Annotated in this window: 16 protein-coding genes; 6 read left to right on the top strand and 10 right to left on the bottom strand. The window is 73.1% G+C overall.

Features of this window, described 5'->3' with window-relative positions; translation table 11 throughout:
- Nucleotides 1-123 precede the first annotated feature (123 nt).
- Nucleotides 124-3801 (top strand): CARDB domain-containing protein, encoded by a 3678-nt coding sequence (locus AB0I91_RS09365; protein ID WP_499636281.1) that lies wholly within the window; start codon nt 124-126, stop codon nt 3799-3801.
- 148 nt (nt 3802-3949) lie between these two features.
- On the opposite strand, the gene tatB is transcribed toward AB0I91_RS09365, so the two are convergent.
- The 4 genes from tatB to sigE form a co-directional block, all read right to left on the bottom strand.
- Nucleotides 3950-4330: a Sec-independent protein translocase protein TatB gene (gene tatB, locus AB0I91_RS09360; RefSeq protein ID WP_498774370.1), complete on the bottom strand. Its 381-nt coding sequence runs from the start codon at nt 4328-4330 to the stop codon at nt 3950-3952.
- A gap of 49 nt (nt 4331-4379) precedes the next feature.
- Nucleotides 4380-5906, bottom strand: coding sequence for a S1C family serine protease (locus AB0I91_RS09355; RefSeq protein ID WP_499636279.1), 1527 nt, complete (start codon nt 5904-5906; stop codon nt 4380-4382).
- 81 nt (nt 5907-5987) lie between these two features.
- On the bottom strand, nt 5988-6611 hold the full coding sequence (locus tag AB0I91_RS09350; protein ID WP_498774366.1) for an anti-sigma factor family protein: 624 nt from the start codon (nt 6609-6611) through the stop codon (nt 5988-5990).
- Nucleotides 6608-7183: an RNA polymerase sigma factor SigE gene (gene sigE / locus AB0I91_RS09345; RefSeq protein ID WP_498774364.1), complete on the bottom strand. Its 576-nt coding sequence runs from the start codon at nt 7181-7183 to the stop codon at nt 6608-6610. The genes AB0I91_RS09350 and sigE overlap by 4 nt, the downstream gene beginning before the upstream one ends.
- A gap of 217 nt (nt 7184-7400) precedes the next feature.
- Between sigE and AB0I91_RS09340 the strand changes: the two genes are divergently transcribed.
- Nucleotides 7401-8027 (top strand): O-methyltransferase, encoded by a 627-nt coding sequence (locus AB0I91_RS09340; protein WP_498774362.1) that lies wholly within the window; start codon nt 7401-7403, stop codon nt 8025-8027.
- Between the two features lie 169 nt (nt 8028-8196).
- Here AB0I91_RS09340 and glgC read toward each other — a convergent pair whose 3' ends face one another.
- On the bottom strand, nt 8197-9411 hold the full coding sequence (gene glgC / locus AB0I91_RS09335) for a glucose-1-phosphate adenylyltransferase (RefSeq protein WP_053716266.1): 1215 nt from the start codon (nt 9409-9411) through the stop codon (nt 8197-8199).
- Nucleotides 9412-9515: 104 nt separating this feature from the next.
- Here glgC and glgA point away from each other — a divergent pair, with 104 nt between their 5' ends.
- A complete protein-coding gene (gene glgA, locus AB0I91_RS09330; RefSeq protein ID WP_498774360.1) occupies nt 9516-10679 on the top strand; it encodes a glycogen synthase in 1164 nt (387 codons plus the stop codon).
- A gap of 1292 nt (nt 10680-11971) precedes the next feature.
- On the opposite strand, the gene AB0I91_RS09325 is transcribed toward glgA, so the two are convergent.
- A complete protein-coding gene (locus AB0I91_RS09325) occupies nt 11972-13264 on the bottom strand; it encodes an MFS transporter (RefSeq protein WP_499636277.1) in 1293 nt (430 codons plus the stop codon).
- A gap of 56 nt (nt 13265-13320) precedes the next feature.
- On the opposite strand from AB0I91_RS09325, the gene AB0I91_RS09320 reads away from it, so the two are divergent.
- The gene (locus AB0I91_RS09320; RefSeq protein WP_499636357.1) at nt 13321-14187 is read left to right on the top strand and encodes a LysR family transcriptional regulator; all 867 of its coding nucleotides are present in this window, start codon (nt 13321-13323) and stop codon (nt 14185-14187) included.
- A 411-nt stretch (nt 14188-14598) separates the two neighbouring features.
- On the opposite strand, the gene AB0I91_RS09315 is transcribed toward AB0I91_RS09320, so the two are convergent.
- Both AB0I91_RS09315 and AB0I91_RS09310 read right to left on the bottom strand, forming a co-directional pair.
- Nucleotides 14599-16050 carry a leucyl aminopeptidase family protein gene (locus AB0I91_RS09315; protein WP_499636275.1) on the bottom strand — a complete coding sequence of 484 codons (1452 nt, stop codon included), beginning with the start codon at nt 16048-16050 and terminating at the stop codon, nt 14599-14601.
- Nucleotides 16051-16208: 158 nt separating this feature from the next.
- Nucleotides 16209-16376, bottom strand: coding sequence for a DUF3117 domain-containing protein (locus AB0I91_RS09310; protein WP_012783412.1), 168 nt, complete (start codon nt 16374-16376; stop codon nt 16209-16211).
- 262 nt (nt 16377-16638) lie between these two features.
- Between AB0I91_RS09310 and AB0I91_RS09305 the strand changes: the two genes are divergently transcribed.
- Both AB0I91_RS09305 and AB0I91_RS09300 read left to right on the top strand, forming a co-directional pair.
- Nucleotides 16639-17418 (top strand): PaaX family transcriptional regulator, encoded by a 780-nt coding sequence (locus AB0I91_RS09305; RefSeq protein WP_499636273.1) that lies wholly within the window; start codon nt 16639-16641, stop codon nt 17416-17418.
- A 14-nt stretch (nt 17419-17432) separates the two neighbouring features.
- On the top strand, nt 17433-18212 hold the full coding sequence (locus AB0I91_RS09300; protein WP_499636271.1) for an enoyl-CoA hydratase-related protein: 780 nt from the start codon (nt 17433-17435) through the stop codon (nt 18210-18212).
- A 70-nt stretch (nt 18213-18282) separates the two neighbouring features.
- Here the strand turns inward: AB0I91_RS09300 and AB0I91_RS09295 are convergent, their stop codons facing one another.
- Nucleotides 18283-18831 (bottom strand): DNA-3-methyladenine glycosylase I, encoded by a 549-nt coding sequence (locus tag AB0I91_RS09295; protein ID WP_499610214.1) that lies wholly within the window; start codon nt 18829-18831, stop codon nt 18283-18285.
- The gene (locus tag AB0I91_RS09290) at nt 18828-19241 is read right to left on the bottom strand and encodes an SRPBCC family protein (RefSeq protein ID WP_498774348.1); all 414 of its coding nucleotides are present in this window, start codon (nt 19239-19241) and stop codon (nt 18828-18830) included. The genes AB0I91_RS09295 and AB0I91_RS09290 overlap by 4 nt, the downstream gene beginning before the upstream one ends.
- Nucleotides 19242-19271: the final 30 nt, after the last annotated feature.

The raw sequence follows: 19271 nt of genomic DNA, 5'->3' as shown, positions 1-19271 counted from the left end.
CTCAACCCCGCAAGAAGTTGACAGTCAGAGCTCAAAATCTCCATATCGACTCGCAACTTAGCGGCAGGCGCTCCGCCGCAGTCTGCCGTCAGCGCACCGTCGTCCCCAACGAAGAGGACACCGATGACACGGAAGCAGCGCAGCCGGCGACTGATCGGCGGCATCCTCGCGGTCGGCTTGACCGCGCTCGGCCTCTCCCCCGCCTCGGGAGCGCCCGGCGACGTCACCGCCATCGCGGTCGACCTGGCCGCGGGCAAGAGCACGTCGGCGAGCGGCTCGCAGGCCGGCTACCCCGCGGCCAACGCCACCGACGGCAACCAGGCCTCCTACTGGGAGAGCGCGAACCACGCGTTCCCGCAGTGGCTCCAGGTCGACCTCGGCGCGACCGCCGGCGTGAGCCGGGTCGTGCTGAAGCTGCCGACCGGCTGGGGCGAGCGCACGCAGACGCTCGCCGTCCAGGGCAGCACGGACGGCGCCACGTTCACCGACCTCTCGCCGTCCGCCGCACGGGTGTTCACCCCGGCGAGCGGCAACACGGCCACCATCGACTTCGCCGCCAGGGCCGCCCGGCACGTGCGGCTGCACGTCACCGGCAACACCGGCTGGCCCGCCGCCCAGGTCTCGGAGTTCGAGGTCTACGGCGCCACCACCGGCGACGGGCAGGCCCCGACCGCGCCGGGCGGGCTGTCGCTGACCGAGCCCGCCGCCGGGCAGGTCCGGCTGAGCTGGACCGCGTCCACCGACGACACCGGCGTGACCGGGTACACCGTCTTCGCCAACGGCGCGGCGCGCGCCACCGTGCCGGGCACGACGTTGACCTACACCGACAGCCAACCGGCCACCGCCACCGTGACCTACACCGTGCGGGCGCGTGACGCGGCGGGCAACGTGTCCGGCGACAGCAACGCGGTGACGCGCGTCGGCCAGGGCGGCGGCACGAACCTCGCGGCCGGCAAGCCGATCGAGGCGTCGTCGTCGACGTTCGGGTTCGTCGCCACCAACGCCAACGACGGCAACGTCGCCACGTACTGGGAGGCGGGCGGCCAGTCGGCCACCCTGACCGTGAAGCTCGGCGCGAACGCCGACGTGAGCGCGGTCGTGGTCAAGCTCAACCCCGACCCGGTGTGGGGGCCGCGCACGCAGAGCTTCCAGGTGCTGGGCCGCGAGCAGGGCGCGACCGGCTTCACGTCGCTGGCCCCCCGCGCCGAGCACGCGTTCAGCCCGGCCGGCAACCAGAACTCGGTGACGGTCGCGGTCGCCGGCCGGGTCGCGGACGTGCGGCTGGAGTTCTTCGGCAACACCGGCGCGCCCGGCGGGCAGGTGGCCGAGTTCCAGGTCGTCGGCACGCCGGCGCCGAACCCGGACCTGACCGTCGCGGCGGTGTCGTGGACGCCGGCCAGTCCGTCGGAGCTCGACGCCGTCACCCTCACGGCCACGGTCCGCAACACGGGCACGGCCGCCGCCGGCGCGACCTCGGTCGACTTCAGCCTCGGCGGCACGGTCGTCGGCAGCGCGCCGGTCGCCGGGCTGGCCGCGGGCGCGTCGGCCGCGGTGTCGGTGAACGCGGGCAGGCGGGCGACGGGCAGCTACCCGGTGAGGGCGGTGGTCGACCCGACCGACGCCGTCGTCGAGCAGGACAACGGCAACAACGCGCACACCGCGCCGTCACCGCTGGTGGTGGCGCAGGCGCCCGGCCCGGACCTGACCGTCGTCGGCATCACGCCCACCCCGCCGAACCCGGCCGTCGGCGCGCCGGTGTCGTTCACCGTGTCGGTGCACAACCGCGGCACGTCGGCGGTCGGCGCGGGCACCGTCACGCGGGTCGCGGTCGGCGGCGTCACGCTCACCGGGCAGAGCCCGGCCATCGCGGCGGGCGCGACGGTGACCGTGCCGGTCGGCGGCACGTGGACGGCCACCGCGGGCGGCGCGACGATCACCGCCACCGCCGACGCGACCGGCGTCGTCGCCGAGACGAACGAGACCAACAACGCGACGTCGCAGTCGATCGTGGTCGGTCGCGGCGCGGCGGTGCCGTACGTCGAGCACGAGGCGGAAGCCGCCCGGTACCAGGGCACCCTGCTGGAAGCCGACCCGCTGCGGCGGTTCGGGCACACCAACTTCGCCACCGAGTCGTCGGGCCGCAAGTCCGTGCGGCTGGACGGCACCGGCCAGTTCGTGGAGTTCACGTCGACGATCGCGTCGAACTCGATCGTGGTGCGCAACTCGATCCCGGACGCGCCCGGAGGCGGCGGCATCGAGGCGACCATCAGCCTGTACGCCGACGACGTGTTCGTGCGGAAGTTGACGTTGTCGTCCAAGCACAGCTGGCTCTACGGCAACACCGACGACCCCGAAGGGCTCACCAACACGCCGCAGGCCGACGCGCGGCGGCTGTTCGACGAGGCGAACGCCCTGCTGGCCCGGACCTACCCGGCCGGAACCCGGTTCAAGCTGCAACGCGACGCGGGTGACGCGGCGGCGTTCTACGTCATCGACCTGATCGACCTGGAGCAGGTGGCGCCGCCGACCGACCAGCCCGCCGGCTGCACGTCCATCACCGCTTACGGCGCCGTGCCGGGTGACGGCGGCGACGACACGGACGCCATCCAGCGCGCCGTGACCGACGACCAGAACGGCGTGATCGGCTGCGTGTGGATCCCGGCCGGGCAGTGGCGGCAGGAGAGGAAGATCCTGACCGACGACCCGCTCGACCGGGGGCAGCACAACCAGGTGGGCATCCGCGACGTCACCATCCGCGGTGCGGGCATGTGGCACTCGCAGCTGTACACGCTCACCGAGCCGCACCTGGCCCAGGGCGGCATCAACCACCCGCACGAGGGCAACTTCGGGTTCGACATCGACGCCAACACGAAGATCTCGGACATCGCGATCTTCGGCTCGGGCCGGATCCGCGGCGGCGCGGGCGGCGCCGAGGGCGGCGTGGGCCTCAACGGGCGGTTCGGCGCCGGGACGAAGATCACGAACGTGTGGATCGAGCACGCCAACGTCGGCGTGTGGGTCGGTCGTGACTACGACAACATCCCGGAGCTGTGGGGTCCCGCCGACGGGGTCGAGTTCAGCGGCATGAGGATCCGCGACACCTACGCCGACGGCATCAACTTCACCAACGGCACGCGCAACTCGCGGGTGTTCAACTCGTCGTTCCGGACGACCGGCGACGACTCGTTGGCGGTGTGGGCCAACCGGTACGTCAAGGACCAGGCGGTCGACGTCGCGCACGACAACGCGTTCGTGAACAACACGATCCAGCTGCCGTGGCGGGCCAACGGCGTCGCGATCTACGGCGGCTACGGCAACAGGGTCGAGAACAACCTGATCCACGACACCATGAACTACCCCGGGATCATGCTGGCGACCGACCACGACCCGTTGCCGTTCTCCGGGCAGACGTTGATCGCCAACAACGCCCTGTTCCGGACGGGTGGCGCGTTCTGGGGCGAGGCGCAGGAGTTCGGCGCGATCACGTTGTTCGCGCAGAGCCGCGACATCACCGGCGTGACGATCCGCGACACCGAGATCCACGACTCGACCTACGACGGCATCCAGTTCAAGACGGGCGGCGGCAACGTGCCGGGCGTGGTGATCGGCAACGTCCTCATCGACCGCTCGAACAACGGGGCGGGCATCCTGGCCATGGGCGGCGCCCGCGGCAGCGCGACCCTGACCAACGTGCGGATCACCAACTCCGCCGCCGGCGCGGTCGTCGTCGAACCGGGCTCGCAGTTCACCATCACCGGCACCCCGACCACCACCACCCACCGCGGCCGGGGCGTCGCCTGACCGACCCGCTCCCCCTCGAACGCATCGCAGGGGTCCCCGCCAAGGGGACCCCTGCTTTGATTCTGCCGGCCGGGTACGACAATTCCGGGCCGTGACAGTGCGGACAGCCCGTTCGGCACACCGCGGTCAGCGGCGGCCCGGGTGCGTGTCAGGTGGCGTCCGGGTCGTACGGGGGACGCTCGCCGCGCTCCAGGGGACGGTCCCGGCTCGTCGTGTCGCGCACCGGCGGCACGGTGGGGTGGCCGTTCGGCTTCTCGCTCGGCTCGTCCTCCCACAAGTGCTTGGTGATCGCGCGCTTGGGGTCGAAGTTGCGCAGTTCCCGGAGGTCCTCGAGCGGCTTGCGCAGCTGCTCGAACTCCGGTCCCATCTCCTGCTTCAACTGCTCCCGCGCGCCGGTCGCGTAGTCGCGCACCCGGCGGACCGTCTTGCCGACCCACGCGGCCGCGTCGGGCAGTCGTTCCGGGCCCAGGATGAACAGGCCCGCCACGACGATGACGAGGATCTCAAGCCACCCGATGCTGTCGAACACCCTCGTGCCCCACCTTCCGCGCCCCAAGCCCTGACCGCCAGCGTAGCCGTCAGTCGGACCGCAAAGTCACCTGCACGGTCAGCTCGCGACCCTGCCTGGCCAGCACGACCGGCACCGTCTCGCCGATTTCATGGTCCCTTACCGCAACGGTCAGCTCCGCGGCGTTGCGCACCATCCGGTCGCCGACGCGCGTGATCACGTCGCCCTCCTCGATGCCCGCCGCGTCGGCCGCGCCGCCCTCGGGCACGTTCTGCACCTGCGCGCCCTCCGCGGTCTCCGCCGACGCCGACCGCACGTTGATGTTCATGTCCGCGTGCTTGACCTCGCCGTCGCGGATCAACGCCTGCGACACCTTGCGCGCGTAGTTGCCGGAGATCGCGAACCCGAGGCCGACCGAGCCGCCGGTCTCGGTCCGGATCGACGAGTTGATGCCGACCAGCGCACCGGACGAGTCGACCAGCGCGCCACCGGAGTTGCCGGGGTTGATGGCCGCGTCGGTCTGGATCGCGTCGTAGGTGACCTGCGGCCCGCCGTTCTCGCCCGCCGCCGTCACGGGCCGGTGCAGGGCGCTGACGATGCCCTCGGTCACGGTGTTCGACAGCGACAGCGGCGAGCCGATCGCGAGCACGGTGTCACCGACCGCCAGCTCGTCGGAGTCGCCGAACTGCAGCACGGTCGGGTTGTCCACCTCGACCTTGATCACCGCGAGGTCGGTCTTGGAGTCGCGGCCGACGACCTGCGCCACGGCCCGCTTGCCGTCGGTGAAGACCACGGTCAGCTTCGCCGACGTGTCCTGCACCGCCGGGGCGACCACGTGGTCGTTGGTCAGCACGTAGCCCTCGCCGTCGATGACCACGCCGGAGCCGACGCCGGCCACGTTCGCGCCCTTGAACTCGATCGACACGACGCTGGGCGTGACGCGCTGGGCGATCTCGGCGACCGACCCGACCGGGCGCTCCTTGCCCGGCTTGACCTCGGCGAGCGTGACGCCGCCGTCGGTGAGCGGGTTGCCGACCCGGCCCAGCAGCCAGCCGACCACGCCGCCGCCCGCGCCGATCACCAGCGCCGCCACCATCAGCAGCACCAGGGCCATCGGCTTGACGCGCCGCCCGAACAGCAGTTCGGGCACGCTGAGCTGCGGCCCGGCCGGCGGCTCCGGCTTGGGTTCGGTGTCGGGCTGCTCCGTGACGGCGGGCGGGCCGATGACGGCCGACGCGCCCGGGTCGCGCCACGAGTCGCCCGCCGGCTTGCCCTCCCAGAAGACGGGCTCCACCTCGGGCTCGCCGTTCAGGTCGACCGGCGGGCGTTGCAGCAGCGTGTCGTCCTCGCCGCGGGGCCGGCCGAACGCCGTGCTCAGCGCTTCCGGTGGCGGCGGCGCGAGTCGCACGGACGAGTTGCCGTTCGGGCTCGGGCGGTCGGCGGAGAACGCGCCCGCCACGCCCCGCGGTCGACCGAACACGGCCTGCTGACCGAGGTCGACGGCCGGGCGGTTCAGCGGACGGGGTGCGAGCCTGCGGTGCGCCCCGTCGTCCACGCCCGACCTGGGGGTCCCGTTGCCCTGCTCTGGCTCGCTCATCGCTCCCCGCACGTCGTCACACCATGGTTGTCGCGGGGCAATCGTGCCGGGTGACCGGTGAAGTTGCCGTCAGCGGGCCGGTCAGCGGCCCGGCAGGCCGGTGTCCGCGGCCGGGCGCAGCACGCCGACGGGCTCGCGGTCGTCGGTCAACGACGGCGCGACCACGGGCGAGGGCTGCGGCGAGTTGCCCTGGGCGGGCGGCGGCGCGTTGTCCTCGCTGCCCGGTGCGACCAGGGCGAGCGCGCCGAGCATGAGACCGGAGACGACGACGCCGGCGCCTTGGCGGGCACGTCGTCCCCCGAACAGACCGGCTCCGAAGCGGCTACCGCCGCCGGTTCCGAAAGGGCGGCCGGACCCCAGCACGGGACCGCTGCCGAACGCGACCCGGTCGGGCCGCTGGACCGTGACGAGCTGGCCGTCCTCGCTGACCGCGAGGCCGTCCGGCGCGCTGGGCAGCTCCACTTCCTGCGGGATCGCGCCCAGCCTGGCCAGCAGGCTCGCGGGCGCGCACGGCGCGTCGGCGGCGCGCACCGCGGAGCGGGCCTGCTGCTGCGAGTACGCCTCGGCCGCGCAGAAAGGGCAGCGCTGCAGGTGCGCGGACGCCCTGTTGTGCGCCGAGGCGGACAGCTCGCCGTCGACGAAGGCGACGACCGCGTCGGGCAGCAGGTGCTGCTCGGGCAGTTGCCAACCTCGCAGGTCGGTCATGCAGAGTCCTCCTGGGCCAGACCCCGACGGCGTTCCAGTGCGACCCGCAGGGCCTGGCGGCCCCGGTGGATCCTGCTTCTCACGGTACCGAGTTTGACGCCGAGGGTGGCGCCGATCTCCTCGTAGGAGAGCCCTTCCACGTCACACAGGACGACGGCGGCGCGGAACTCGGGCGGCAGCTCGTCCAGCGCGGCCTGCAGCTCCGGGTCGAGGTGCGTGTCGTCGTAGATCTCCTCCGGCGTCGGGTCGTCGCCGGGGATGCGGTCGGTCTCCTCGGGCAGGGCCTCCATGCGCACGCGCGAGCGGCGGCGGGCCATGTCGAGGAAGAGGTTCGTGGTGATGCGGTGCAGCCAGCCCTCGAACGTGCCGGGCTTGTACGACGCGAGCGAGCGGAACACCCGGATGAAGGTCTCCTGGGTGAGGTCCTCGGCGTCGTGCTGGTTGCCGGACAGGCGGTAGGCCAGCCGGTACACCCGGTCGGCGTGCTCGCGCACAACTTGGTCCCACGAGGGCGCGATCCAGTCCGCGTCCTCGATGGGCGCGGTCAGTGCGGCGGTCGGCTGCTTTGGCATCGGGCGGTTAAGCACCTCCACTGGGCTGGCTGCCCTGCTGCACGGGTCAACGCTCGGCTCCCCTGACGTGTTCCCGTTGGTCCTGCTCGTCATGCGTTGGAGCCAGTCTGACCTTCTCCCTTATAACCATCGTGAGAGGCGGCTGAGAGCAGGCTGAGAATCCGGGTTGTCGGCGAGATTCACCCGAACCGCCGCCGGCGGCGTTAGCCTTCGTGCTGTGGATGCGCCGACGCGCGAGTACGTGGAGCGCTACCTGCCCGAGGACGCCGTCATCACGGCCGCCAGGGCTCGTGGCGCCGAGTTGGGGTGCGTGCCGATCGGGTCCGGCGGCGGGGCGGCGTTGCGGTTCCTCGCGGCGGCGTTGCAGGCCAAGGCCGTGGTGGAGATCGGCACCGGGGCCGGTGTCGGCGCGTTGTACCTGCTCGGCGGCATGCCCGCGGCGGGGGTGCTGACGTCGATCGACGTGGAGCCGGAGCACCAGCGCGCGGCGCGGGTGGCGTTCGCGGAGGCGGGCATCGCGGTGTCGCGGACCCGGTTGATCATGGGTCGGGCGCTGGACGTGCTGCCCAGGCTCACCGACGGCGCGTACGACCTGGTGTTCGTGGACGCGGCGAAGTCGGAGTACCCGAAGTACCTGGCGGAGGGCGTGCGGCTGCTGCGGCCGGGTGGCGTGATCGCGTTCGACAACGTGCTGTGGCACGGCCGGGTGGTCGACCCGTCGCACCGCGACCCGGACACGGTCGCGATGCGGGAGGTGGCGCGCTCGGTCCGCGAGGACGACCGCCTGGTGCCGGTGATCCTGCCGCTGGGCGACGGCCTGCTGGTGGCCGCGAAGGTCGGCTGAGGCTTCGCAGGGGTCCTCGCCGAGGGGACCCCTGCTTTGATCTTGCCACCGGGGTACGACGATGTGGAGCGCGCGGAAGCGGGCTGTGGACAACTCCGCAACCTCACCCGGCCGGGGTCACCCGTGTGGGTGAAAGCGGGGACCGTCGCGAGGACGGTCCCCGACCGGGTCAGTGCGCCGTGACGCCCTTCCCGAGCACCGTCACCCCGCCGGACGACACGGTGTAGCGCTGCCGGTCCGTCGCCGGGTCCACGCCGATCAGCGCACCGTCGGGCACGACGACGTTCTTGTCCAGGATCGCCCGCCGCACGACCGCGCCGCGCCCGATCCGCACGCCGGGCAGCAGCACGCTCCCCTGCACCACCGACCCGGACTCCACGACCACGTCCGAGCTGATCACCGACCCGTGGATGGTGCCGGAGATGATCGAACCCGGCCCCACCATCGAGTCCTCCGCGCTGCCTCCCGCGATGAACTTCGCGGGCGGCAGCGGCGGGGTCGCCGTCCGGATCGGCCACGCCTGGTTGTAGAGGTTGAACACCGGCCGCACCGACACCAGGTCCATGTGCGCCTCGTAGTAGGCGTCGATGGTCCCCACGTCGCGCCAGTAGCCCCGGTCGCGGTCGGTCTCGCCCGGCACCTTGTTGTCGGCGAAGTCGTAGACGTGCGCCTGCCCCTGGTCGACGAGCATCGGGATGATGTCGCCGCCCATGTCGTGGTCGGAGTCGGGGTTCGACGCGTCCGCCCGCAACGCGTCGATCAGCGCCTCGGTGGTGAACACGTAGTTGCCCATCGACGCGAAGGTGACCTCCGGGTCGTCCGGCACGTGCGGCGGCTCGGCCGGTTTCTCCAGGAAACGGGTGATCAGCCCGGTCGCATCGGAGTCGATGCAGCCGAACGCCTTGGCCTCCGCCCGCGGCACCCGGATGCCCGCCACGGTGACGCCCGCGCCGGTCTCCACGTGCTGCTCCACCATCTGGCCGGGGTCCATCCGGTAGACGTGGTCGGCGCCGAAGATGATCACGTGCTCGGGTTTCTCGTCGTTGACGAGGTTCAGCGACTGGAAGATGGCGTCGGCGCTGCCGGTGTACCAGCGCGGCCCGAGCCGCTGCTGCGCCGGGACCGGCGTGACGTACTGGCCGAGCACATTGGACAGTCGCCACGTCGTGGAGATGTGCCGGTCCAGGGAATGGGATTTGTACTGGGTGAGCACGCAGAGCTTGACGAAACCCGCGTTCACCAGGTTGGACAGGACGAAGTCCACCAGCCGGTAGTTACCGCCGAAGGGCACCGCCGGCTTTGCCCGGTCGGCGGTCAACGGCCACAACCGTTTGCCTTCGCCACCGGCGAGGACAATTCCTAGAACGTGCGGTTGCCCTTTCACGACAACGACCCTAACCGGGTGAGCACCGCCCCACCAACGGCGAAGTAACGCAAACTCCGCTCGTTCACCCGGCTGACCCCGGCAACCGGGTTACGGTGAGCGTCGTGCGAATTGGACTGCTCACACGGGAGTACCCGCCGGAGGTCTACGGCGGCGCTGGGGTGCACGTCGGCTTCCTCGTGCCGAGGTTGCGCGAGCTGGTGGACGTGGACGTGCACGCCTTCGGCGGGCCGCGCGCGGACGCCAGGGCGCACAACCCGGCGCACGGCCTGGAGCAGGCGAACGCCGCGCTGGCCACCTTGTCGGTCGACCTGGAGATGGCCGCCGCGCTGGGCGACGTGCAGCTGGCGCACTCGCACACCTGGTACGCCAACATGGCCGGTCACCTGGCGAAACTGCTGCACGGCATCCCGCACGTGGTGACCGCGCACTCGCTGGAGCCGCGCCGGCCGTGGAAGGCCGAGCAGCTCGGCGGCGGCTACCGGGTGTCCTCCTGGGTGGAGCGGACCGCGTACGAGGCGGCGGACGCGGTGATCGCGGTCAGCGAGGGCATGCGCGCCGACGTGCTGGACTGCTACCCGGCGCTGGACCCGGCCCGCGTGCACGTGGTGCGCAACGGGATCGACACGTCGGCCTACCACCCCGTGCCCGAGACCGACGCCCTGCTCCGGCACGGCATCGACCCGGCGCGGCCGATCGTGACGTTCGTCGGGCGGATCACCCGGCAGAAGGGCGTCGGGCACCTGGTCGCCGCCGCGCACCGGATCTCGCCGGACGCGCAGGTCGTGCTGTGCGCGGGCGCGCCGGACACGCCGGAGATCGCCGAGGAGACGCGCCTGGCGGTGGCGGAGCTGGCGGCGTCGCGGCCGGGGGTGTTCTGGATCCAGCAGATGCTCCAGCCGGCCGAGGTGCGGCAGATCCTGAGCCACTCGACGGTGTTCGTGTGCCCGTCGGTGTACGAGCCGCTGGGCATCGTGAACCTGGAGGCGATGGCGTGCGGCACGGCGGTGGTGGCCTCCGACGTGGGCGGCATCCCGGAGGTCGTGGACCACGGGAGGACCGGGCTGCTGGTGCACTACGACGAGAAGGACGTCGAGGCGTACCGGGTGGCGCTGGCCGACGCGGTGAACGAGGTGCTCGGGGACCCGGCGCGGGCGGCGGCGTTCGGCGAGGCCGGGCGGGCGCGGGCGATCGAGGAGTTCTCGTGGGCGACGGTGGCCGAGCAGACCGTGGCGGTGTACTCGGCGGCGCTCAACGGCTCCCGGTGATCACCTGACCGCACGGTGTGATGTGCGCCACTCGATCGTGATGCAACGGTATGGGGTGCCGACCGCCTTTAACCAGTAGGGGCGACTACTGGGGGCGGTATGCGGTGGCTTGTGCTCCTGCTCGCGCTGGTGGCCGGTGGGTGCGCCACGCCCGCGTTCAGCGCGGAGCAGGTCAGGTTGACGATCGAGGGAGAGGCGGTGCTGGACGCGCCCGCCCTGCAGGCGCGAGCCGAGGCGGAGCTGAGCTACACGCTGTCGTTCGGGTACGTCGCCCGGACCGGTCTGGACGCGGTGAGCTGCTGGTTCGCGCGCACGGGTGAGGCGTTCGAGGTCGACACGCGGTTGTGGTGCGGTCCCGTGCAGGTGCCCGGCACGGCCGCGGCCACCGACTGGGTGCCGGTGCCGTTGAAGCAGGTCGAGCGCAGCGCGGCCGGGATCCGGCTCGAGGTCCAGCCGCCGCAGGTGCCCGCGCAGGGCGCCCGGAGCACGCCGGTGGGGAAGCTGGTGCGCACCGACGGGCGGGAGGCCGACGCCGACCAGGGCGTCGGGCAGGCGGGGCCGGACTTCCTGGCCGTGCTGCCCGACGACGGGCAGGTGCTCGACGCGGCGTCCGCGATGGTGCGCGACGACCAGCTCGAAGTGCACGTGACGGGGTACGCGTCACCGTCGGTGTGGCCGACCGCGGAGGGTGACCTGCGGGCCGAGCACGGGGTGGCGCTGCGGGTGCTGCGGGTGCGGGTGACGCGGCACAGCGAGGTCGACTCGGCGTTCGGGCAGACGCCGTGGCGCGGGTGGCTGCCGCAGCCGCCGGAGCTGTCGCTGGACGTGCCGGGTCGGCGGCACCGCCTGCCGGCCGACCGGCTGCCGGACAACGGGTCGGCGCTGATCGTCTACACCGTGCCGGTGGCGGGCGGGCAGGAGTCGCTGGTGCTCGACACCGTGGGGGCCAAGTCGCTGCAGCAGCGGGTCGAGGTGCCGACCGGGGTGGTCGTCGGCGAGGCGCCGAAGGTGCTGCGGCGCGCGCCGGGGCCGGAGGCGATCTCGGTGTCGACGCCCATGGCGGTGGGCGCGTCCGCCGGGTCGGTGGAGGTCGTGCGGGCGAAGGTGGGTCGGCAGCGGCCGGTGTCGGCGGGCGGGCAGTACGAGCTGGCGACGGCCGGCGCCGGGATGGCGCTGGTGGAGCTGCGGATGGTCGGGCACGGCCTGCCGAGCGTGGTCGGCGCGGGGCAGACGTCGCCGCTGCTGACCTTGACGGTGCCGGGCGGGCAGGCGGCGCGGCAGGTCGGCGCGCGTTACGGCGGCGACACGGTGCCGGTGGCGGTCGTGTACGAGGTGCCGGAGGACGTGCGGTCGGCGACGTTCTCGGTCACGCCGGGGACGGTGTCGTTGCCGCAGCTGGGCGAGGTGGCGGTGACCGGTGGGACCGGGGTCGAGGTGCCGCTGGACTTCTGACCGGCCTGGGCTTTGCGCGCGGTCACGACCGCGACGGCCGCCAGCGCCAGCCACAGCGCGACCAGGGCGGTCAACCCCGGCCAGCCGCGGGCCTGGTAGGCGGCGCTGCCCGCGGTGCCGCCGGTGCTGCTGCCGACGTAGAACGCGAACAGGTAGACGCCCGAGGCCTGGCCGCGGACGTGCTCGAGCGCGTGGGCGCCGACCCAGCCGCTCGCGACCGCGTGCGCGGCGAAGAAGCCGCCGGTGAACAGGGTGAGGCCGACCGCGATCGCGGCCACGTGGTCGGGGAGGGTGATCGCGGCCCCGGCGGCGGCCAGCGCCAGGCCGGCGAGGGCGACGCGGGCGCGGCCGTGGCGGTCGGCCAGGCGGCCCGCGGCGGCGGACGTGCCGCCGCCCGCCGCGTAGGCGAGGTAGACCAGGGTGGCCACGCCGGTGGGCAGGCCCAGGTCGGTGGTGAGGCGGAAGCCGATGACGTTGAAGACGGAGATGAACGCCGCCACGGCGAGGATCGCGATCGCGTACTGGCAGAGCAGGACGCGGTCGGTGAGGGCGTCTTTGAGGGCGCTCGGGCGGCGTTCGGCGTGGTGGCCGCGGGGCAGCAGGAGGGCGGCGGTGATCGCGCAGGCCGCGCCGAACGCGCCGGCGAGGGCCAGGGCGGTGCGCCACGACGTGCCGTCGGTGGTGAAGCCGGTGATGAGGCGGCCGAGCATGCCACCCGCGCTGTTGCCCGCGACGAGGGCGCCGATGGCCGCGCCGACGTGCGCCTTGCGTGCTTCCTGGGCGAGGAAGGCCATCGCGGTGGCCGGGACGCCCGCGGTGGCGACGCCTTGCAGGGCGCGGGCGGCGAGGAGGGTTTCGTAGGTCGGGGCGAGCGGGAGGAGCAGGCCGAGGGCGGCGGCGGTGAGGACGGACCAGACGATGACGCGGCGTCGGCCGACGCGGTCGGCGAGGGCGGCCATCGGGATGATCGCGAGGGCCAGGGCGCCGGTCGCGGCGCTGATGGCGAGGGACGCTTCGGCCGGCGTGAGGTGGAAGTCGCGGGCGATGTCGGGCAGGACCGATTGCGGCGCGTAGAGCAGCGCGAACGTGGCCAGGCCGGTGGCGGCGACGGCGGTGGTGAGGCGGCTGGGCACGTCTTCGACGCTAATCGATGCGTCCAATGCGCCGGTTTGCCAGAATCCATGCGGTGATGGATGAATTGGTCCAGCGTCTGGCCGTCCTCCGCGCGCTGGCCGCGGACGAGCACGTGACCCACGCCGCCGAGGCGGCCGGCGTGCCGCAGCCGACCGTGAGCCGCTGGCTGGCCGCGCTCGGCACGTCGCTGGGCGCGCCGGTGGTCATCCGATCGGGGCGACGGGTCCGCCTGACCAGGGCAGGCCGCCTGCTCTGCGAAGCCGCCGACCGCGCGCTGACCGTCCTGGAAGCGGGCCACCGCGCCGCGGCGGAGGAGGTGTCACCCGAACGTGGCCAGGTGGCGCTGGGCTTCCTCCACCTCCTGGGCAGGTCGGTGGTCCCGGCCCTGGTCAGCAGCTTCCGCGAACATCACCCGTCCGTGCGATTCCGCCTGGTCCAGAACTCGCGGCAGGACATCCTCGCCCACTTGGCCGACGGCGTCGTCGACCTGGCCCTCGTCTCCCCGCCGCCGACCGACCCCGCGTTCGCGCACGCCGTCGTCCGCGAGGAGGAGCTGATCCTCGTCGTCCCGCCGGGCCACCGCCTGGCCGGCCGGCCGTCGGTGCGGGTGGCCGAGCTGGCGGGCGAGGAGTTCGTCGGCCTCGAACCGGGCTACGGCCTGCGGCAGATCACCGACGACCTGTGCGCGGCGGCCGGCTTCGTGCCCACGCCGGCCTTCGAGGGCCAGGAGACCGAGACCGTCCGGGGCCTGGTCGCCGCGGGCCTGGGCGTCGCCCTGCTGCCGCACGCCGACTCGCCGTCGGGCCTGCCGGAGATCCCGCTCAGCCCGCGTGCGGCGCGGGAGATCGCGCTGGTCTGGCCGGCCGACGCACCCCTGCCACCCGCCGTCCAAGCCTTCCGCGACCACGCGCTGGCGACCTGATCGCGTTTCCCGACCCGACCCGACCCGACTCGGCCCGACCAGGTGTCCGCGCCCACGGCTCGCCGCTTGGACCACCCGCGTCCGGTCCGGCTGCCGCACTGGCCCCGGTCCGGCTGCCCGACTGGCCCCAGGTCCGGCTGTCGTCTGGCTCCGGGTTCGGGTGCCGTCTGGCTTCCGCGCCTGCACTCGCCCGGCGTCCGCGCCCGGCATCCGCGCTCGCCGGCATCTGCGCCCGCCGTCCGCGCTCGCCGGTGTCCACGCCCGCCGTCCGCGCCCACCGCTCGCACCCCGCCTTCCCGTGTCCGCCGCGCAGGCCCCGCCATCCGTGTGAGGCCGTGGTTGGGGGTGGTTGCGGTTCCTCGATTCAACCGAGGGACGGTAACGGTGTTTCCGTACATTTTCGGGCCATGATCACCCGATCGTGTTCGACGGCGCGTAGGTCTCGGCCAGTTCGATGAGGGTCCGGGCGGCGAAGCCGGTGGCGCCCGCCACCACCTCGTCGTAGACCTTGTCGGCGCGCGCGGGACCGGCGATGTCCAGGTGGGCCCACGGGACGTCGCCCGTGAACTCCTTGAGGAACAGCGCCGCGGTGATGCCGCCGGGTCCGGGCGGGCACTGGCGGACGTCGGCGATGTCGCTGCGGACGTCCTCGACCAAGTCCTCCAGCAGTGGCATCCGCCACCACGACTCGCCGACGCGGGTGCCGGCCTCGGCCACGCGTGCCGCCAGGTCGTCGTCGGTGGCGAAGAGGCCACCGGTGCGCAGCCCCAGGCTGACCTTCATCGCACCGGTCAGGGTCGCCACGTCCACGAGCACGTCCGGCCGCAGGTTCCGCACCGCGTAGGCCAGCGCGTCGGCCAGGACCAGCCTGCCCTCGGCATCCGTGTTCGTCACCTCGGTCGTCGTGCCCCCGTAGTGGGTGATCACGTCACCCGGCCGGTACGCCGAGCCCGACACGTGGTTCTCCGCCGCCGGCACCAGCCCCGTCACCCGGACGGGCAGGCTCTGCCGGGCGATCCCCACCAGGGCCGCCACCACCGCCGCACCGCCGGACATGTCCGTGCGCATGAGGTGCATGCCCTCGGCCGGCTTGATCGAGATGCCGCCGGTGTCGAACGTGATGCCCTTGCCGACCAGGACCAGGTGCGGCTGCCCGGCGCCGGTGCCCGGCCACGTCAGCTCGATGAACCGCGGCGGCCGGGCCGAGCCGCCGCCGACCGCCAGCACACCGCCGAACCGCTGCTCGGCCAGCCACTTCTCGTCCCGCACGTCGACGCGCAGCCCCGGCACGGCCCGCGCGCCCTTCACCGCCGCGGCGGCCAGCCACGACGGATCCTTCACATTTGACGGCGTGTTCGCCAGGTCGCGCCCCAACGACGTCGCGGCGGCCAGCGTGTTCGCCTTCCGCACCGCGTCCGCCAGCCCGGCGCCCCCGGTGACCAGGCGCAACGACTTCACCCGCGGCGGCGGTTCCTCGGCGGTCACCTTGAACCGGTAGCCGCCGACCGCCGCGCCCAGCGTGAACGCCGCCACCGCCTCGGCCGTCACGTCGGCGGGCAGCCGCACGTCGAACGTGGTCCCGCCCTTCTTCTCGGCGTCCGCGTGCAGCGCCCGCACCAGCGACGCGCCCGCCTTGCGCCAGTCACCCGCCCCGCCGTCGCCGACGCCGACGACCCAGGTCCGCCCCTGCCTGGACGTCGCACCGGCCGTGCCGCTCACGTCACCGAGGTCGTCCACGTCCTCCGCGCCCGGCCCCAGCCGCACCGGGTCGCCGGGGAACGCGACGAGCACCGCGGGCACACCTCGCCGGAGGGTGTCGGCCACCTCGACGGTGACCAGCGGGGTGGGCAGGGGTGCTCGCACGGGGGGACCTCCGATAGGGCCGGGCAGGGGGTGGAACTGGAGAAACCGCAGATCAGCGCCTACGGGCGAGTGCGCACGTCACCGGCGCGGCACGACGTAGCGATGCCCCGGTTCCACAGTGGAAACCGGGGCGTCGACGCTTTCTCTTGTCCGGCTGGTCAGCCGGCGGCTGCCTTGAGGGCGTCGCCCAGGGCGTTGGCCTCGTCCGCCGACATCTCGACGACGAGGCGCCCACCACCCTCGAGCGGAACGCGCATCACGATGCCGCGCCCCTCCTTGGTCACCTCGAGGGGACCGTCGCCGGTCCGGGGCTTCATGGCCGCCATCGCGTGCTCCCTCCGTCAACATCTTCCCCGTCCGACCAGGGCCGGATACTCCGGCCATTCTCCCCTATGCGGACTCGGCAGCGAAACCGAACCGATCTTTCCGGCCCGCCGGCGACGGTCAGGCGATCTTCGCCAAGCCGCAGATCACGGCCAGGATCGCCGTGCGCCAACGACTTCCGCGACGACCGCCGACCGTCACCTGGTCGTGACCGTGCACCGCTTTGTGGCGTGTCGCGGGGTGGCCCTGACAGACTCGGCTCTCGTGCGAGCCCGTTCCGCGCTCTTCGACGTCTACGGCGGCCACCTCCGCGAGCGGGGTGGCGCGGCGACGATCGCCGCGCTGGTCCGGTTGCTGGAGCCGCTGGACTTCGCCGCGCCCGCCGTGCGCACGGCCGTGTCGCGCACCGTGCGGCAGGGCTGGCTGGAACCGGTCCGCCTGCCGGACGGCCCCGGCTACGCGATGACACCTCGCGCGGAACGTCGGCTGGACGAGGCGGCGGCCCGCATCTACCGCACCCGGCCGTCCACCTGGGACGGTCGGTGGCACGTGGTGGTGCTGGAGGAGCTGCCGGCCCGCGAGGCGCGCGACCGGCTCGCTTCCTCGCTGCAGTTGCTCGGCTACGGCGCGCTCGGCCCCGTGACGTGGATCGCACCGCGCCCGTCGCCGGAGCTGGCGGACGTGCTCACCGCGGAGAACGTGGTGGGCAGCACGTTCCACGGCGAGCACGAGGGCGACCCGGCGGAGCTGGCGGCCCGCGCGTGGGACCTGGCCACGCTGGGGCGCGACTACGCGCGGTTCGTGGCCGAGTGGGAGCCGGTGATGTCCGCTGTGGACGGTACGTCGCCCGCGGCGGCGTTCGCGGCTTCGCAGCGGTTCCTGCACGCCTGGCGCAAGTTCCTGTTCCGCGACCCCGGCCTGCCGCGCGAGCTGCTGTCCGCCGGCTGGCCGGGCGCGGAGGCGGCCGAGTTCTTCGACCGGCACACCAACCGCCTCGCGCCGGCGGTCGCCAAGTTCGTCGACGACTGCCTCGCACACCACTAACCGGAGGTCACCCCGTGTCCGAACTCCTCATCGACGACGCTGACGGCGTTCGCACCTTCACGCTGAACCGGCCCGAGTCGTTCAACTCGTTCACGGTGGCGTTGAAGGAGCGGTTCCTCGAGGCCGTGGTCGAGACCGCCGCGGACGACGCCGTGCGGGCGGTGGTCGTCACCGGCGCGGGGAAGGCGTTCTGCGCCGGTCAGGACCTCAAGGAGCACGTCGCGCTGCTGGAGGCGGGCGACCCGGCGCCGTTGACCACGGTGGAGAAGCACTACAACCCGCTGATCAAGGCGATCGTGGGCATGTCGAAGCCGGTCATCGCCGCGGTGAACGGGATGGCGGCGGGCGCGGGGGCGTCGCTGGCGTACGCGTGCGACCTGCGGGTGGCCGGGGCGGGGGCGAAGTTCCTGATGGCGTTCGCGAACGTGGGGCTGACCGCGGACTCGGGCGCGTCGTGGACGTTGCCGCGGCTGATCGGGCACGGCCGGGCGATGGAGATGATGCTGCTCGCGCAGCCGGTCGGCGCGGAGGAGGCGTTGCGGATCGGCATGGTGGGCCAGGTCGTGCCGGACGGCGAGGTGCTGTCGACGGCGCAGGCGCTGGCCCGTCAGCTCGCGGCGGGGCCGACCACGGCGTACGCCAAGATCAAGGAGGCGATGGCGTTCTCCGGTGAGCTGGCGGCGGCGCTGGACGTGGAGGCGCGCACGCAGGCGGAGGCGGGAGCGACGGCCGACCACCGGGAGGCGGTGGCCGCGTTCGTGGCGAAGCGGAAGCCGGCGTTCACCGGGCGCTGACGGCTCGACCGGCCAGGGCGGATCACTCGTGCGGGTGGTCGGCCCCCTTCCTGAGCGGACGGCCGGGGGGCTAGGGCGCGGCGCGGAAGCAGGCCGCGATGTGGTCGTCGACCATGCCGGTGGCCTGCATCAGCGCGTAGCAGGTGGTGGGGCCGAGGAACGCGAAGCCGCGGCGCTTGAGCTCCTTGGCCATCGCCTTCGACTCGGGTGTGACGGCGGGCACGTCGGCGCTCGTGGCCGGGCGCTCGTGCCGCTCGGGGGCGAACGACCACAGCAGGTCGTCCAGCGGCACGTCGAGCTCGCCGACGGCGCGGGCGTTGGCGATCGTGGCGTTGATCTTGGCGCGGTTGCGGACGATGCCCGCGTCGGCCATGAGCCGGTCGAAGTCGGCGGCGTCGAACTGCGCGACCAGCTCGGGCTTGAACCCCTCGAAGGCCGCCCGGAAGTTCTCGCGCTTGCGCAGGATGGTGATCCAGGACAGGCCCGACTGGAACGACTCGAGCGACATCCGCTCGAACAGGGCCGCCTCGCCGTGCAGCTCGACGCCCCACTCGGTGTCGTGGTAGGCGACGTAGTCGGGCGTGCTGTCGCCCCACGGGCAGCGGACGAGGTCGGTCATGCGGAGTACTCCCGGGCGAAGGCGGCGAAGCGGCGCAGCGACCATTTCACACCCGGCGCGAAGGCCAGGTTGAGCGGTAGCGCGATGTCCTCGGACCAGACGAGCTCGCTGCGCGCGTCACCGCGGGGGACGACGACGAACTCGCCGGTACCGCGCACGAGCCGGCCGGTGTGCTCCACGGCGCAGCGCACCGGCGGCTCCCACGCGGTGATGCGCATGGTGTCGGTGAACCCGAGCGGGCCGAGGCCGGTGAACGCCGCCAGCCCGCTGCCCTCGCTCGCGCCGTCGCCGCTGGTCACGCGGACGGTGGTGCCGAGCATCCACTCGCCCTGCCGCGCCCAGTCGGTCAGCGCGGCCCAGGTGGTCGCGGCCGGCGCCTCGACCTCGACGCGCAGGTCAAGCCGGGTCATGCTCCGGCTCCCGCTCGGGGTCGGCCGCCA

The organism is Actinosynnema sp. NPDC049800 (genome assembly GCF_040656635.1).
Lineage (GTDB): Bacteria > Actinomycetota > Actinomycetes > Mycobacteriales > Pseudonocardiaceae > Actinosynnema.
Note: the sequence above shows the minus strand (reverse complement) of the source record. Positions and strands in the feature narration are given on the sequence as shown.